Origin of the sequence: Streptomyces sp. WMMB 322 (assembly GCF_900090145.1) — a bacterium.
In the GTDB taxonomy this organism is placed as follows: domain Bacteria; phylum Actinomycetota; class Actinomycetes; order Streptomycetales; family Streptomycetaceae; genus Streptomyces.
Genome location: NZ_FMHI01000026.1, coordinates 36,037 through 49,589, shown reverse-complemented (window position 1 = coordinate 49,589; position 13,553 = coordinate 36,037). Strand labels below are relative to the sequence as shown.

Annotated in this window: 14 protein-coding genes; 5 read left to right on the top strand and 9 right to left on the bottom strand. The window is 71.1% G+C overall.

What is annotated here, in order from left to right:
• The 3 genes from H180DRAFT_RS28160 to H180DRAFT_RS28150 all read right to left on the bottom strand — a co-directional run bounded on the left by H180DRAFT_RS28160 (position 1) and on the right by H180DRAFT_RS28150 (position 3,084).
• A complete protein-coding gene (locus H180DRAFT_RS28160) occupies positions 1-1,035 on the bottom strand; it encodes a hemolysin family protein (protein ID WP_055488985.1) in 1,035 nt (344 codons plus the stop codon).
• Positions 1,032-2,393, bottom strand: a complete 1,362-nt coding sequence (locus H180DRAFT_RS28155; RefSeq protein WP_055488984.1) for a hemolysin family protein — start codon at positions 2,391-2,393, stop codon at positions 1,032-1,034. Before H180DRAFT_RS28155 ends, H180DRAFT_RS28160 begins: the two co-directional genes overlap by 4 nt.
• Before the next feature lie 310 nt (positions 2,394-2,703).
• Positions 2,704-3,084: a hypothetical protein gene (locus tag H180DRAFT_RS28150; RefSeq protein ID WP_055488983.1), complete on the bottom strand. Its 381-nt coding sequence runs from the start codon at positions 3,082-3,084 to the stop codon at positions 2,704-2,706.
• Positions 3,085-3,241: 157 nt separating this feature from the next.
• On the opposite strand from H180DRAFT_RS28150, the gene H180DRAFT_RS28145 reads away from it, so the two are divergent.
• Both H180DRAFT_RS28145 and H180DRAFT_RS28140 read left to right on the top strand, forming a co-directional pair.
• Positions 3,242-3,487: a toxin-antitoxin system HicB family antitoxin gene (locus H180DRAFT_RS28145; protein WP_055488982.1), complete on the top strand. Its 246-nt coding sequence runs from the start codon at positions 3,242-3,244 to the stop codon at positions 3,485-3,487.
• Entirely contained in the window at positions 3,484-3,855 is a 372-nt protein-coding gene (locus tag H180DRAFT_RS28140) for a hypothetical protein (protein WP_055488981.1), read from the top strand. Before H180DRAFT_RS28145 ends, H180DRAFT_RS28140 begins: the two co-directional genes overlap by 4 nt.
• A gap of 139 nt (positions 3,856-3,994) precedes the next feature.
• Here the strand turns inward: H180DRAFT_RS28140 and bioD are convergent, their stop codons facing one another.
• The 3 genes from bioD to bioB are packed head-to-tail and all read right to left on the bottom strand — an operon-like array spanning position 3,995 to position 7,146.
• The gene (gene bioD, locus H180DRAFT_RS28135) at positions 3,995-4,720 is read right to left on the bottom strand and encodes a dethiobiotin synthase (protein ID WP_055488980.1); all 726 of its coding nucleotides are present in this window, start codon (positions 4,718-4,720) and stop codon (positions 3,995-3,997) included.
• 4 nt (positions 4,721-4,724) lie between these two features.
• Positions 4,725-6,071, bottom strand: a complete 1,347-nt coding sequence (locus tag H180DRAFT_RS28130) for an adenosylmethionine--8-amino-7-oxononanoate transaminase (RefSeq protein WP_055488979.1) — start codon at positions 6,069-6,071, stop codon at positions 4,725-4,727.
• A complete protein-coding gene (bioB, locus tag H180DRAFT_RS28125; protein WP_055488978.1) occupies positions 6,064-7,146 on the bottom strand; it encodes a biotin synthase BioB in 1,083 nt (360 codons plus the stop codon). Before bioB ends, H180DRAFT_RS28130 begins: the two co-directional genes overlap by 8 nt.
• 272 nt (positions 7,147-7,418) lie before the next feature.
• Here bioB and H180DRAFT_RS28120 point away from each other — a divergent pair, with 272 nt between their 5' ends.
• Positions 7,419-8,642 carry an 8-amino-7-oxononanoate synthase gene (locus H180DRAFT_RS28120; RefSeq protein ID WP_079100471.1) on the top strand — a complete coding sequence of 408 codons (1,224 nt, stop codon included), beginning with the start codon at positions 7,419-7,421 and terminating at the stop codon, positions 8,640-8,642.
• 63 nt (positions 8,643-8,705) lie between these two features.
• On the opposite strand, the gene H180DRAFT_RS28115 is transcribed toward H180DRAFT_RS28120, so the two are convergent.
• Together H180DRAFT_RS28115 and H180DRAFT_RS28110 are read right to left on the bottom strand one after the other, a co-directional pair.
• The gene (locus tag H180DRAFT_RS28115) at positions 8,706-9,032 is read right to left on the bottom strand and encodes a hypothetical protein (protein WP_055488977.1); all 327 of its coding nucleotides are present in this window, start codon (positions 9,030-9,032) and stop codon (positions 8,706-8,708) included.
• Between the two features lie 6 nt (positions 9,033-9,038).
• The gene (locus H180DRAFT_RS28110; protein ID WP_055488976.1) at positions 9,039-9,683 is read right to left on the bottom strand and encodes an ATP-dependent Clp protease proteolytic subunit; all 645 of its coding nucleotides are present in this window, start codon (positions 9,681-9,683) and stop codon (positions 9,039-9,041) included.
• A gap of 73 nt (positions 9,684-9,756) precedes the next feature.
• On the opposite strand from H180DRAFT_RS28110, the gene H180DRAFT_RS28105 reads away from it, so the two are divergent.
• Positions 9,757-10,059, top strand: coding sequence for a type II toxin-antitoxin system Phd/YefM family antitoxin (locus H180DRAFT_RS28105; RefSeq protein WP_055488975.1), 303 nt, complete (start codon positions 9,757-9,759; stop codon positions 10,057-10,059).
• 54 nt (positions 10,060-10,113) lie between these two features.
• On the opposite strand, the gene H180DRAFT_RS28100 is transcribed toward H180DRAFT_RS28105, so the two are convergent.
• Positions 10,114-11,064, bottom strand: coding sequence for a M28 family metallopeptidase (locus H180DRAFT_RS28100; protein WP_055488974.1), 951 nt, complete (start codon positions 11,062-11,064; stop codon positions 10,114-10,116).
• 753 nt (positions 11,065-11,817) lie between these two features.
• Between H180DRAFT_RS28100 and H180DRAFT_RS28095 the strand changes: the two genes are divergently transcribed.
• Positions 11,818-13,467, top strand: a complete 1,650-nt coding sequence (locus tag H180DRAFT_RS28095) for an alpha/beta hydrolase (protein WP_254666221.1) — start codon at positions 11,818-11,820, stop codon at positions 13,465-13,467.
• Positions 13,468-13,553 lie beyond the last annotated feature (86 nt).

Sequence of the window (13,553 nt, the reverse complement as noted above, 5' to 3'; positions counted from 1 at the left end):
TCACCGCTCGTATGGCTCCTCCTCCGGACTGCGGTGCACCAGCTCGCGCAGCACGTCCTCCATCGTGACCACTCCCGCCGTGCGTCCGCCGTCGTCCATCACCGCGGCGAGATGCGTGCTGCTGGAGCGCATCGCTCCCAGAACGTCGTCGAGCGGCATCGAGGCGTGGACCCGGGCGATCGGCCGCATCGCCGTGGCGGGGAAGGCCGCGTCGCGGGGGAGGGCGTCCAGCGCGTCCTTGACGTGCAGATATCCCAGAGCGCGGCCCTTGCTGTCGACCACCGGGAAGCGGGAGAAGCCCGAGCTGGCCGCGAGCTGCTCCAGCTCCTCGGGTGTCACTCCCAGGCGGGCGGCGACGACCTCCTCGGTGGGCTTGGCGACGGCGCCGACGGGACGCCGCCCGAGCTCCAGCGCGTCCCGCAGACGTTCCGTGGAGCCGGCGTCCAGCAGACCCGCCTCGCTGGAGTCGGCGACCATCTGCGCCAGCTCGTCGTCGGAGAACGTCGAGACGACTTCGCCCTTGGGCTCCACACGCAGCAGCTTCAGCAGGCTGTTGGCGAACGCGTTCACCGTGAAGATCACCGGACGCAGCGCCCGCGCCAGCGCCACCAGCGGCGGGCCCAGCAGCAGCGCCGCACGCTCCGGACCGGCCAGAGCGATGTTCTTCGGCAGCATCTCGCCCAGCAGCATGTGCGCGTACGTGGCCGCCGTCAGAGCGATGACGAAGGAGATGATGCCGGCGAGGCCGTCGCTGACGCCCACCAGGTGGAAGAGGGGCTCCAGGAGATGCTCGATGGCGGGTTCGGCCACGACACCGAGCACCAGCGTGCAGAGCGTGATGCCCAGCTGCGCCGCCGCCAGCAGGGCGGAGACGTTCTCCAGGCCCCACAGGACACTGCGGGCCCGCCGGTCCCCGTTCTCCGCGAGCGGTTCGATCTGTGCGCGACGCACGGAGATCAGCCCGAACTCCGCGCCCACGAAGAAGGCGTTGGCGACGAGCGTCAGCAGTCCGATGAACAGCTGGATCGCAGTCATCGGTGATCCACCTCCTCCTCGGCCTCGTCGGCGCCGTGCTCCTCGCCGGGCTCGGGCGGAGCGGTGAGCTGCGAGCGGGCGGCACGGCGTCCGTGCGCATCGACGACCTCGATGTGCCAGCCCGCGACGTCCAGTGAGTCACCCCGCTCGGGGATCCGGCCGAGCCCGGTCGCGACCAGCCCGGCCAGCGTCTCGTACGGGCCCTCGGGAGCCCGCAGGCCGATGGTCTCCAGCTGGTCGATGCGAGTGGCGCCGTCGGCGTCGAAGACGCGCCGCCCGTCCGGGTCGCGGCCTGCCGGGGCGAGGTCCGGGGGTTCCTGCGGGTCGTGCTCGTCGCGCACCTCTCCCACGACTTCCTCGATGATGTCCTCGAGCGTGACGACACCGGCCGTGCCGCCGTACTCGTCGATGACGACGGCAATGCTCCTGTCCCCGCCCGGCATGCGGTCCAGCAGCCGGTCCACGGTCAGTGACTCGGGCACGAGCAGCGGCTCGCGCATCAGGTCCGTCACCGGACAGCGCACACGATCATCCGCCGGCACCGCCAGCACGTCCTTGATCCGGACGATGCCGACGACGGTGTCGAGGCCGCCGCGCACGACGGGGAAGCGGGAGAGGCCCGTGGCACGGGTGGCGTTGGCGACGTCCTCGGCGTTGGCCTGCACATCCAGCGACGTGACCTGCACGCGCGGGGTCATGACGTTCTCGGCCGTCAGCTCCGGCAGGTGCAGCGTCCTCACGAACAGGTCGGCCGTGTCCGGCTCCAGCGCGCCCTCCTTGGCCGAGTGGCGGGCGAGCGCGACGAGTTCGCGGGGAGAGCGCGCGGAGGCCAGCTCCTCGGTCGGTTCGAGGCCCATCCGGTGCATGATCCGGTTGGCCGTGTTGTTCAGATGCCGGATCAGCGGACGGAAGAGCGCGGAGAAGGCCCGCTGCGGGGTGGCGACCGCCTTGGCGATGGCCAGCGGTCTGGAGATCGCCCAGTTCTTCGGGACGAGCTCGCCGACCACCATCAGCACGAGTGTGGACAGCGCGGTGCCGAGGACGAGCGCGGCGGAGGGCGCCGCGGAGGACGGCACCCCGAGGGCTCTCAGAGGGCCGGCGATCAGCTTCGCGATCGACGGCTCGGCCAGCATGCCGACGACCAGATTGGTGACCGTGATCCCGAGCTGTGCACCGGAGAGCTGGAACGTCAGCGACCGCACCGCCGCCATCGCGCTGCGCGCGCCCCGCTCGCCGCGCTGCACGGAGCGTTCCAGATCGGCGCGCTCCACCGTCGTCAGCGAGAACTCGGCGGCGACGAACGCGCCGCAGGCCAGGGCGAGCAGCAGAGCGAGGAGGAGGAAGAGCACCTCGGTCACCGGGCCGCCTCCGCGGGAGACAGAAGCACCTGGCGGGACACGGTGGGCGGTGCGGGGCGGGACGTGGCGCTCGCGCCGTGCCGGTCACGGTGCTGTGTGCTGTTGGGAGGGTCGCCCATGGGCGGACTCTCACACCTTTCGTTCAGGGGTGCCCTGCTCGGCGCGGGGGCGTGGGCGTCACCGGCCCGGGGGCCGGGAGCGACGTCGGTTGTTCATCGTAGACGGACGGGGTCGGCGGCGAGTTCCCCGGAAGGCGGGTCGTATGCGGCCCGCATCAGGGGTTCGGCCCGGGGGACGCTGCAGTCCGGCGTCAGCTGCGTATGCGGAGCGAGGGCGTGAGCAGGAGCACCAGCACTACCAGGTTCGCCACCGTTCCGAACGGCAGGTACCACAGTCCGAGCACGGCGAGGAGCGCCACCGCCCACCATGCCTGCACCGCTCCCGCGGCGAAGGCCGCCACTGAGATGAGGTACGCCGCCGCGTACCCGACGAAAGTCCACTTGACCAGCAGCGATCTGGGATCGCCCCCGATGCCGGAGACCAGGTCCGCCCACGGGCCCAGCCGGCCGGCGTGCGTTCCGCCGGCGGGCGTCACGAAGTCGCCCGTGATCAGCGCGTGCAGCCCGTCGAAGAGCATCCATCCGCCGACGACGGCCACCAGCACGACCACGGCCCATCCCGTCCAGCTCACGGCTGCTCCCCCTCCGCCGGTCCGGTGCGGAATTCCCCCGCAGCCCGTCACGGCGCAGAACTGTAGGGCAGGGCACTGACAGCGGGATCCGGCCGTGCAAGGGGCAGCTCGACCCCGCCCATAGCCACTGCTAGCAGTTGAGTGCTAGCTTTGACGTGTGTCGAAGACTCAGCTGAACGTCCGGGTGGATGAAGCGACCGCACACACGGCGCGAGAGCGCGCCCTCGAGCGGGGAGTGAGCATGAACCGCTACATCGAGGAGCTGGTCGAGCGCGACGCCGGGGAGGCGGGGCAGACGTTCGTCGAAGCGGCGTCGGAGTTCATGAAGAGCTACGAGTCGGTCTTCGCGGAGGAGTTTCCGGAGTCCGGACACCGCGAGAGCGAGGGTCTTCCGCGTACGTGACTCTCCGCATCGACCTCGCCTGGCTTCTGATGGTCGCGGAGTCCAAGGCTCCCGGTGACCCCCGTGTCACCGACTACGGGGCCCTCGTCGCCGCCGTCAGCAGGCACGAAGCGACCATATTCGAGCGCCCCGTCTACGCCGAGCCGCAGGACCGGGCCGCCGCGCTGCTGCAGCTTCTGCTCCACGTGCCCGCGCTGGAACGGGGCAATGCCCTGTTCGCGTGCGCCGTCGCCTACGGATACCTCGTCGCCAGCGGGCTGCGGGTCCAGGTGTCTCCCGAGAAGATCCGCGACCTGGCGTGGCTCGTCAAGGACGGCTCTGCGGGCGTGCGCGACATCGCCCTCGAACTGCGCACCTGGACGAGCTGACCCGCGCGGCGCCCCCGGGCCGACGGCTGTGGGCGGCAGCAGGGCGCACTGCCTCCCGGCGTCGCTGCCGAGCAGCCGGACGGCACGCGCACGTCGCGGCCACGGGAACCGGCCGGGGCCGGGGGGGCAGACGCCGAGGTCAGATGCCGAGGGCCGGACTCCGAGGGTCGGACGCCTTACGGCTGCCGCCGAGCCTGCCGGTGAGCCAGCTCGGCGCCGCCGCACGGAAGTCGGGGGTGCTCATCGCACCTGCCCCCGCGGGCAGCGCCCCCGCCAGCGCCGCTCCGGACGCCGCCGGAAGATCCTCCACGTTGCAGCGCGTCGCCAGATCGGGCTCGGCGGGGAAGCTGCCGATCACCACGCCGCGCGTGCGCAGTCCGCGGGCGCGCAGGGCCTCCGTGGTCAGCGCCGTCGCGTTGAGCGTGCCCAGACCCGCGGCGGCGACCACCACCACCTCCGCATCCAGAAGCCTTGCCGCGTCCGCGAGGGTCGCCCCGGCGTCGTCGAACCGTACGAGCAGCCCGCCCGCGCCTTCCACCAGCACCAGGTCGTGCACGTGCGCCAGCCGCCGCGCGGCCTCCGCGATCTGCGCGGGGGCCACGCAGGCGAGGCCCGAGCGCCGCGCGGCGGTCCCGGGCGCCAACGGCTCCGGATAGCGGGCGAGTTCGGCTCCGGTGACCTCCTCGCCCGCCAGCTGCCGCACCGTCTCCACATCGGCGGGCTCACCCGCCGCCACACCGGTCTGGGCGGGTTTCAGGACCGCCACCGACAGACCCCGCTCCAGGGCTGCCGCTGCCATCGCCGCCGTGGCGACCGTCTTGCCGACCTCCGTGCCCGTCCCTGTGACGACGATGATTCCCCGCACCGCCTCAGCCCTCCGCCGCCGCGGCCAGCATCGCCGTACAGATCGCCGCCACGTCCTCGTCGCTCGTCACGTAAGGAGGCATCGCGTAGACCATGTCGCGGAAGGGCCGCAGCCATACGCCGCTGCGGGCGGCAGCCCGGGTCGCGGCGGCCATGTCGACGTTGTGGCGGAGCTGGAGGACACCGATGGCACCGAGCACCCGTACGTCCGTCACACCGGCCAGCTCGGAGGCAGGAGCCAGCCCCTCGCGCAGCCCGTTCTCGATGCGGCGCACTTCGCCCGCCCAGTCCCCCTCCAGGAGCAGACCGACGGAGGCGTCCGCGACGGCCGTGGCGAGCGGGTTCCCCATGAAGGTCGGGCCGTGCGCCAGTACCGGCACCTCACCCTGCGAGATCCCCTCGGCCACGCGTGGGGTGCACAACGCCGCGGCAAGCGTGAGGTAACCGCCGGTCAGCGCCTTGCCGAGGCACATCACATCCGGTACGACACCTGCGTGCTCCGCGGCGAAGAGGGCTCCGGTGCGCCCGAAACCGGTGGCGATCTCATCGAGTACGAGCAGGACGTCGTGCTCGTCGCAGGCCTCGCGCAGCGCCCGCACGTACGCGGGGGAGTGGAAGCGCATGCCTCCCGCTCCCTGCACGACCGGCTCCACGATCACCGCGGCCAGCTCGTCCGCGTGCCGCGCGATCGTCTCGTGGAGGTGCCGCACATAGCTCTCGTCCGGTGCCGCGCCGAAACCGGAGGGCGGGGCGTCGGCGAAGACCTGCCGTGGGAGCACCCCCGACCACAGCTCGTGCATGCCCCCTTCCGGGTCGCACACGGACATCGGATGCCAGGTGTCACCGTGGTAGCCGCCCCTCCACGTCATCAGCCGCCGCTTCGCCGCCCGCCCCCGCGAACGCCAGTACTGCAGGCACATCTTGACGGCGACCTCGACCGAGACCGACCCGGAGTCGGCGAGGAAGACGTGTTCGAGGCCTTCCGGCGTGATGTTCACGAGCCGCTTCGCGAGCCGCACGGCCGGCTCGTGCGTCAGCCCGCCGAACATGACATGGCTCATGCGTTCCAGCTGGGTGTGCGCCGCCTCGTTGAGAACCGGGTGGTTGTAGCCGTGCACGGCCGACCACCAGGAGGACATTCCGTCCACCAGCTCCCGCCGCCCGCAGAACTCCTCGGCCAGGCGCAGACGCACCCCGGATGCCGACTCGACGACCAGCGGTGCGGTGCGCCCCGGCATGGGCCCGTACGGATGCCAGACGTGCCGCCGGTCCAGGTCGAGCAACTCACCCGGGCTCAGCGGGTCTTGGGGGAGGGGGGCGCTCTCCACGGGAATGCGGGCGGGCTCAGGCATTGGGCGGCAGAGCGGTGCCGGCTCCCCGCCGGCGCACGGTGACCAGGTCCTCGGGGCGCTGCCCGGGCTGCTCCCGGTGTTCGGGCAGCGTGGTGGTGTCCGTGCCCTCGACCTCGAACCCGGCGTCCGCGATCATCTCCAGGTCGGACTGGCCCGCCTGCCCCTCGCTGGTCAGGTAGTCGCCGAGGAAGACGGAGTTGGCGAGATGCAGCGCGAGCGGCTGCATCGACCGCAGATGCACCTCGCGTCCGCCGGCCAGCCGCACCTCCGCATCCGGGTGCACGAACCGCACCATCGCGAGGATGCGGAGCGCCCGCTGCGGAGTCAGGTTCCACTCATCCGCCAGCGGCGTCCCCTCGAAGGGGATGAGGAAGTTGACCGGTACCGAGTCCGGGTCCATCTCGCGCAGCGCGAAGACCACGTCCACGAGGTCCTCGTCGCTCTCGCCCATGCCCGCGATGAGCCCGGAACAGGCCGACAGGCCGGCGCTCTGCGCCTGACGCACCGTCTCCTGCCGGTCGGAGTAGTCGTGGGTGGTGCAGATGTCCCCGTACGTCGCCTCGGAGGTGTTGAGGTTGTGGTTGTAGGCGTCGGCGCCGGCCTCCTGCAGGCGGGCGGCCTGGCCGTCGGAGAGCAGGCCGAGGCAGGCGCACACTTCGACGCCCTCGTGCTGCTCCTTGATGGCGCTGATGGTCTTGGAGACGCGGTCGATGTCGCGGTCCGTCGGTCCACGGCCGCTGGCCACCAGACAGACCCGCTTCGCGCCGCCCTTGAGCCCCGCCTCGGCGGCCGAGGTCGCCTCGTCGGGCTTCAGCCAGGTGTACTTGAGGATCTCCGCCTGCGAACCGAGCCGCTGCGAGCAGTACGAGCAATCCTCGGGGCACAGCCCGGACTTGAGGTTGACGAGGTAGTTGAGCTTCACCCTCCGCCCGAACCAGTGGCGCCGCACCTTTCCGGCCGCGGCCACCACGTCCAGCAATTCATCGTCGGAGGTCTCCAAAACGGCGCGTGCCTCGTCACGTGTCGGCAGCTCGCGGCGCAGACCTTTGTCCACCAAGTCATTCAGCAGCTCCATGACGGCGATCTTTGCAACTTCGCCGCTCAAGGCCAAGGGTGGAACTCACAACACCGGCCGGGGCCGGTGTGTGTATCGCCACACCACCACCCTGCGCGCAACGGGCTACCGTCTATGGAGTGCCGACAAAAGCCCGCTCTCGGCGCGCCCCGTTGCCGGTCCCGGCCCCCAGGTTCCGTTTCCTGCCGCGGGCGGGCACGATGCGCGGCAGGAAACGGAACCGGCGCTGAGCCGGACGGAGCCCGGCCGGCCGGAAACCAGGAGGAAGACCCATGCCCGACGAGTCCCGTGGGGCCACCGGTGCGTCGGACGTGCCCGGCGACGCCGGGCACGATGCGCGGCAGGCGCAGGGCGGGGACCCCTTCGCGTGGACCCGGCGTGCCCGCGCCGACCGGCAGCGCGCCGGGCTGGTGCGTGAGCTGCGCCCCCGCGCCGCCGGTTCCCCGCTGCTCGACCTGGCCGGAAACGACTATCTCGGCCTCGCCCGCCACCCCGAGGTGACCGGGGCCGCCGCGGCGGCGGCGCACCTGTGGGGAGCCGGCTCCACCGGCTCGCGCCTGGTCACCGGTTCCACGGCACTGCACGCCGAACTCGAGGCGGATCTAGCCGAGTTCTGCGGATTCGAGGCGGCACTCGTCTTCTCCTCCGGCTATGCGGCGAACCTCGCCGCGCTCACCGCTCTGACCTCGCCCGGAGGTCTGCTGGTCTCCGACGCGGGCAACCACGCCTCGCTCATCGACGGCTGCCGCCTCTCCCGCGCCGGGACCACCGTCGTACCGCACGCCGACCCCGACGCCGTGGCCAAGGTCCTGGACGGCCACGGCGGGCAGGCGCTCGCCGTCACCGACTCCGTCTTCTCCGTCGACGGCGACGCGGCACCGCTCACCGCACTCGCCGAGGTGTGCCGTGGGCACGGCGCGGCCCTCCTCGTCGACGACGCCCACGGCCTCGGCGTGCTGGGCGAGGGCGGCCGGGGGGCACTGCACGCCGCCGGCCTCGCCGGTGCCCCCGGCACGGTCGCCACCGTCACCCTCTCCAAGTCCCTCGGCAGCCAGGGCGGCGCGGTCCTCGGACCGGCCCACGTCATCGGACATCTCGTCGACACGGCCCGCACCTTCATCTTCGACACCGGGCTCGCCCCTGCGGCCGCCGGTGCCGCGCTGGCCGCCCTGCGCATCGTGCGGCGCGAGCCGGAACGCTCCCGCCGCGCACGGGCCGCCGCCGCCCTCCTGTACGAGAGGCTGACGGCTGCCGGGCTGCGCGCCGGCCGCCCCGACGCAGCTGTGATCTCCGTGCGGGCGCCCGCCCCCGAGGACGCCGTGCGCTGGGCGGCGGAGTGCCGTGCGGCCGGCCTTCAGGTGGGCTGCTTCAGACCGCCCTCGGTCCCGGACGGCATCTCCCGGCTTCGCCTGACGGCGCACGCCGGCCTGAGCGAGGAGCAGTTGGAGTCGGCCGCCGGCACCATCGCCCGCACGGCGCCGCCCGGAGCCCGCTGAGCGGGCCGCGGGCCGAGGCCCCGGTGGCTCTCTCCGCCCCGGCTCCCTCGGGCGGACCCTCCCTCAGGCCGCCCCTCCGCCGGCGCGCGGAGGGGCTGGTGGCAGACCCACCAGCGAGGAGCGCCGCTCACCGTCCAGTACGCGCAGCGCGGTTGCCATCGTTGTGCTGTGCAGTTCGCTCTCACCGCGCTCGTGCATCAGCGTCAGGGCGTCGCGCAGCGCCGCGGCCTTGACCACCAGTGCCTGTGCCGCGCGCAGTCTGCTGTAGGTGTGCTCGCCCCGCGCCGGGTTGATGCGCCCCAGTGCATCGACGACCTCCAGATACGCGTCGATCACCTGGCACTCCGCGCGGGTCAGTGCGGGCAGCGGAGGCAGCTCGGGAGGACGCACCGTCCCTCACCTCCCGGACGGCGGCCGGCCGGAGCCGCCGGTCCCGCGGGCGGCGGTGAGACGGTCGACCAGCCCGTACGCCACTGCGCCCTCGGCGTCGAAGATCTTGTCGCGCTCCAGGTCCGCGCGCACGGTCTCCAGGGGTTGCCCGGTGTGCCGTACGTACATCTCCTCCAGCAGCTCCCGCGTGCGCAGCAGCTCCTTCGCCTGGATGGCCAGATCGTCGGCCTGCCCGTGCACGGGCTCGGCGAAGGCCGGCTGATGGATGACGATGCGCGCGCCGGGAAGTGCCAGCCGTTTGCCGGGCGTTCCGGCGGCCAGCAGCACGGACGCCGACGAGGCCGCCTGCCCCAGGCACACGGTCTCGATGTCGCAGCTGACGTACCGCATCGTGTCGTAGACCGCCGACATCGCGGTGAACGAGCCGCCCGGGGAATTGATGTACAGCGAGATGTCCCGGTCCGGGGCCGCCGCCTCGAGGTGGATGAGCTGGGCCATGACGTCGTTCGCGGCGGCGTCGTCGATCTGCGTGCCCAGGAAGACGATCCGCTCCTCCAGGAGCTTGGAGTACGGATCGAGGGTGCGCACTCCATTGCTGGTGCGCTCGGTCAACTCGGGAAGCACGTAACGGGCTGACGGTCTGCCGGGCATCGCGACATCTCTCCCTCGGTCAGGGCTGGAACGTCAAAAATGTACAGGACGTACATGACGTTATGCTGGGAGCATGACGTACGAGATTCCGGTGACGCAAGCACGCGCTGCCCTCGCGGATCTGATCAACCGCGTGGTCTACGGCAGCGAGCGTGTGGTGGTGACGCGCCACGGCAAGCCGCTGGTGGCGCTCGTATCGGCTGCTGACCTGGAGAAACTCGAAAAGCTCAACGCGGCGGACGAGGAGGGCGTGGTCAGCACCGTCTCGGCGGTGGGCGATGTGCCCTCCGCTCAAGGCGAACGGCAGCGTTTCGGGATCGCCGCGGAGCACCGCGGCCCGGCCACCGGTAACAGGCGGCCGGGCCGGGAGAGTTGAGGAGCACGGGACCGGGCCCCGCGCCGCCTCCCTCGGAGGAAGCTGTGCTGAGGTCTAGGAGCTGAGCTCCCACACGGCGTGCGCGATGGCGTCACTGTTCAGGTCGAGCGCCTTCTCGTTGACGTTCGAGACGTCGTCGCACTCCGAGTGGTAGCAGCTGTCGTACGGCTCGCCCGCCTTGCCGTCCCACTGCTTGGCCTGCTCCTCGGTCATGGTCTCGCCGGCGCCGGTGAAGGTGCCGCCGACGGTCACCCCGGCGTCCTTGAACGAGGCGTGGTCGCTGCGGCCGCCGACCTCGGAGGAGGTCTCCGTGGTGATGTCCTTGGACTCGAAGTAGTCCTTGAAGACCTTCTGCACGGCAGCGTCGTCGTCGTAGACGAAGTAGCCCGCGTTGGGCGAGGCGATCATGTCGAAGTTGAGGTAGGTGCTGATCTTCTTCACATCGCCCTCGGAGAGGCTGTCGACGTAGTTGCGCGAGCCGACCAGACCCTGCTCCTCGGCGCCCCACCATGCGAAGCGCAGATGCTTCTTCGGCTCCAGGTTCTCCTTGGCGACGGCGAGGGCGACTTCGAGGATTCCGGCGGAGCCCGAACCGTTGTCGTTGATGCCGGGGCCGCTGCCCACCGAGTCCAGGTGGGAGCCGGCCATCACCGTGCTGTCCTCGGAGCCGCCCTTGGGCCAGTCGGCGATGAGGTTGTAGCCCGTCTTCCCGCCGTGGTCGAACTCCTGGACCTCGGTCTCGAATCCGGCCTCGTCGAGCTTCTTCTTGATGAGGTCGATGGACGCCTTGAATCCCGGTTCGCCGTGCGCGCGGCTGCCGCCGTTCTCCTCGGCCACCGACTGCAGTTCCTTGAGGTCCTTCTGGACGCTGTCGACGGAGATGTCGGGCGCGGCGGCCTGCTCGGGCTTGGCCGCCTGAGCGGCGCCTGCCCCGAGAAGGGAAGCCGCCAGCGCGGTGCTGGCGGAGGCGACTATGAGAACGCGACGCTTCTCTTTGCGGATCACAGGTACTCCGATGCTGTGTGGGGGGTTCGAAGTTACTGCTCGGTGTTGCGTCCACAAGAGAATCATCCGGCCGTCACCGCGCCGTCAAGAGCGTTTACCGGACGGGGGGTTGCGGCATACGGAGAGTCGCGACCGGAGGTGCCGGCACATCCGGATATGAGACGAACAAGGGCGCCATGCGCCGCTCGTCCTCCAACAGGCCGCGTACGGCCGGTGCTTGGCGCCCCGGATCCGGGTCGGCCCGTTGGTGCCCGAGGCATCGCCCGCTGCCGGCCGTGAAACGAGCGTGAGCCCAGTGTCGGCCTGTGCGGTGAGCACGTGCACCGGCGAGCCGGAGACCCTGCCGCCGAGGAGGCCGGCGGAGCGCAGCAGCAGTGTGGCTCCCGGGCCCGGCGGGGGGTCAGGCGCTCTTCGGCGGCATGGACCCGCCCGGATTCCAGGAGGGCCTGCGGGTGTTGGCGACCGTGAACGTCCTGGACCTGCGGGAGGCGGAGCAAGCCGAGCAGTGACTGCCGGCCAACTTCCCACCACCGCGCGGGAAATGACCCACGGCTGCGGCACGAGGCCCGTCACGACCCGCTGCCCCGGATGGACGCGCTGCGCAGGCGCGCCGCAGACAGTGCCGGTAGAAACGACTTGGTAAAGATCGCAAACGTGCTCTGTCCCCTGCCCGCGGTGGACAGGAAGGATCGGCGGAACTGTGATCAACGATCACTGTTGCGTCCAGCGGCCACCACTTCAGGGGAGCCCCCAGTGATCATACGGAATTCAAGCATCGCCGCCGCCGGCGCAGCGGCGCTCACAGCGAGTCTCCTCGCCGTCCCGTCGGCGTTCGCGGACTCCGGTAGCGGCCAGGCCTCGCCCGGCGGTGCTGCGGAGGCCCGTGGGGTGAAGGCCGCGGCCGCGCGTGCGGCCAAGGAAGGCGTCGACTGGAAGGACTGCCCCGAGGACTGGGGCCTCGCCAAGCCGATCCAGTGCGGATTCGTCACTGTCCCCGTCGACTACGCAGACCCCGGCGGCCGCACCATCAAGATCGCCCTCGACCGTGCCGAGAGCACCGGAGGCAAGGACGAGCGCCAGGGCTCCCTGGTCTACAACCCGGGCGGTCCGGGCGGCTCCGGCATGTCCTTCCCCACTCGCGTGACCAGGGACAACCCCCTGTGGACCAAGACGGCCAGGGCGTACGACTTCGTGGGCTTCGATCCGCGGGGTGTCGGCCACTCCGCGCCCATCTCGTGCATGGACCCCCAGGAGTTCGTCAAGGCTCCGAAGCCGGACCCGGTGCCGGACGACGAGGCGGACAAGCAGGCTCAGCGCAAGCTGGCCAAGGAGTACGCCGACGGCTGCAAGGAGCGCAGCGGCAGCCTTCTGCCGCACATGACGACGCCCAACACCGTCCGCGACCTCGACGTGATCCGTGCCGCGCTGGGCGACAAGAAGCTGAACTACCTCGGCGTCTCCTACGGCACCTACATCGGCTCCGTCTACAGCACCCTCTTCCCCACGCACGTGCGCCGCATGGTCGTGGACAGCGTCGTCAACCCCTCCCGCGACCAGATCTGGTACCAGAACAACCTCGATCAGGACGTCGCCTTCCAGGGCCGCTGGAAGGACTGGACGAAGTGGGTCGCCGAGCACGACAGCACCTACGGAATCGGCGACACCGCGGCGAAGGTCGAGGCGCAGTGGAAGAAGCTGCGGGCCGAGGCGAAGGAGAAGCCCTTCGGCGGCGTCGTCGGACCGGCCGAACTGCTGGCGTTCTTCCAGAACGCCCCCTACTACGACCAGATGTGGGCCCCCGTCGCCAAGGCGTGGTCGTCGCACCTCAAGGGTGATGAGAAGGCTCTCGTCGAGGCTGCCGGCCCTGACATGTCCGACAAGGCCGGCAACAAGGCCGCGGAGAACGGCAACGCCGTCTACACGGCCGTCGAGTGCACCGACGCCAAGTGGCCCACCAGCTGGAACAAGTGGGACCGGGACAACACCCGGCTGCACGAGAAGAACCCGTTCCTCACCTGGTCGAACGCCTGGCTGAACCTTCCCTGTGCGACCTGGCCCGTCGAGCAGCAGCAGCCGGTGGAGGTCGGCGCGGGCAAGGGGCTGCCGCCCGTGCTGATCGCCCAGTCCGAGCGGGACGCCGCCACGCCGTACGCCGGTGCCCTCGAAGTGCACAAACGGCTCAAGGGCTCACGCCTGATCACCGAGCGGGACGCCGGGTCGCACGGCGTCACCAACGTCCCCAATCCCTGCATCAACAAGCGTGTCGAGACCTACCTCCTCGAAGGCGACGCAGGCGAGAAGGACGCGGTCTGCGCGCCCCACTCCAAGCCGGTGCCGCAGATCGTCGGCGGCGGTCTGACGGGGCCCAAGGCCGGTGGGACCCTGCTGCGCGCGCCGCACTGACTCCGCGGGCCACACGCACCGCACGCGAAGGGGACAGCCGCAACTGCGGCCGTCCCCTTCGCGTGCGGGCCTTCGCATCCGGCTGC

Bases quoted from the DNA above. Each gene is read 5' to 3' on its own strand.
- H180DRAFT_RS28160 (WP_055488985.1), bottom strand. From the start codon at position 1,035: ATGACTGCGATCCAGCTGTTCATCGGACTGCTGACGCTCGTCGCCAAC.
- H180DRAFT_RS28105 (WP_055488975.1), top strand. From the start codon at position 9,757: ATGACGTACGAGATTCCGGTGACGCAAGCACGCGCTGCCCTCGCGGAT.
- H180DRAFT_RS28130 (WP_055488979.1), bottom strand. From the start codon at position 6,071: ATGCCTGAGCCCGCCCGCATTCCCGTGGAGAGCGCCCCCCTCCCCCAA.
- H180DRAFT_RS28120 (WP_079100471.1), top strand. From the start codon at position 7,419: ATGCCCGACGAGTCCCGTGGGGCCACCGGTGCGTCGGACGTGCCCGGC.
- bioB (WP_055488978.1), bottom strand. From the start codon at position 7,146: ATGGAGCTGCTGAATGACTTGGTGGACAAAGGTCTGCGCCGCGAGCTG.
- H180DRAFT_RS28110 (WP_055488976.1), bottom strand. From the start codon at position 9,683: ATGCCCGGCAGACCGTCAGCCCGTTACGTGCTTCCCGAGTTGACCGAG.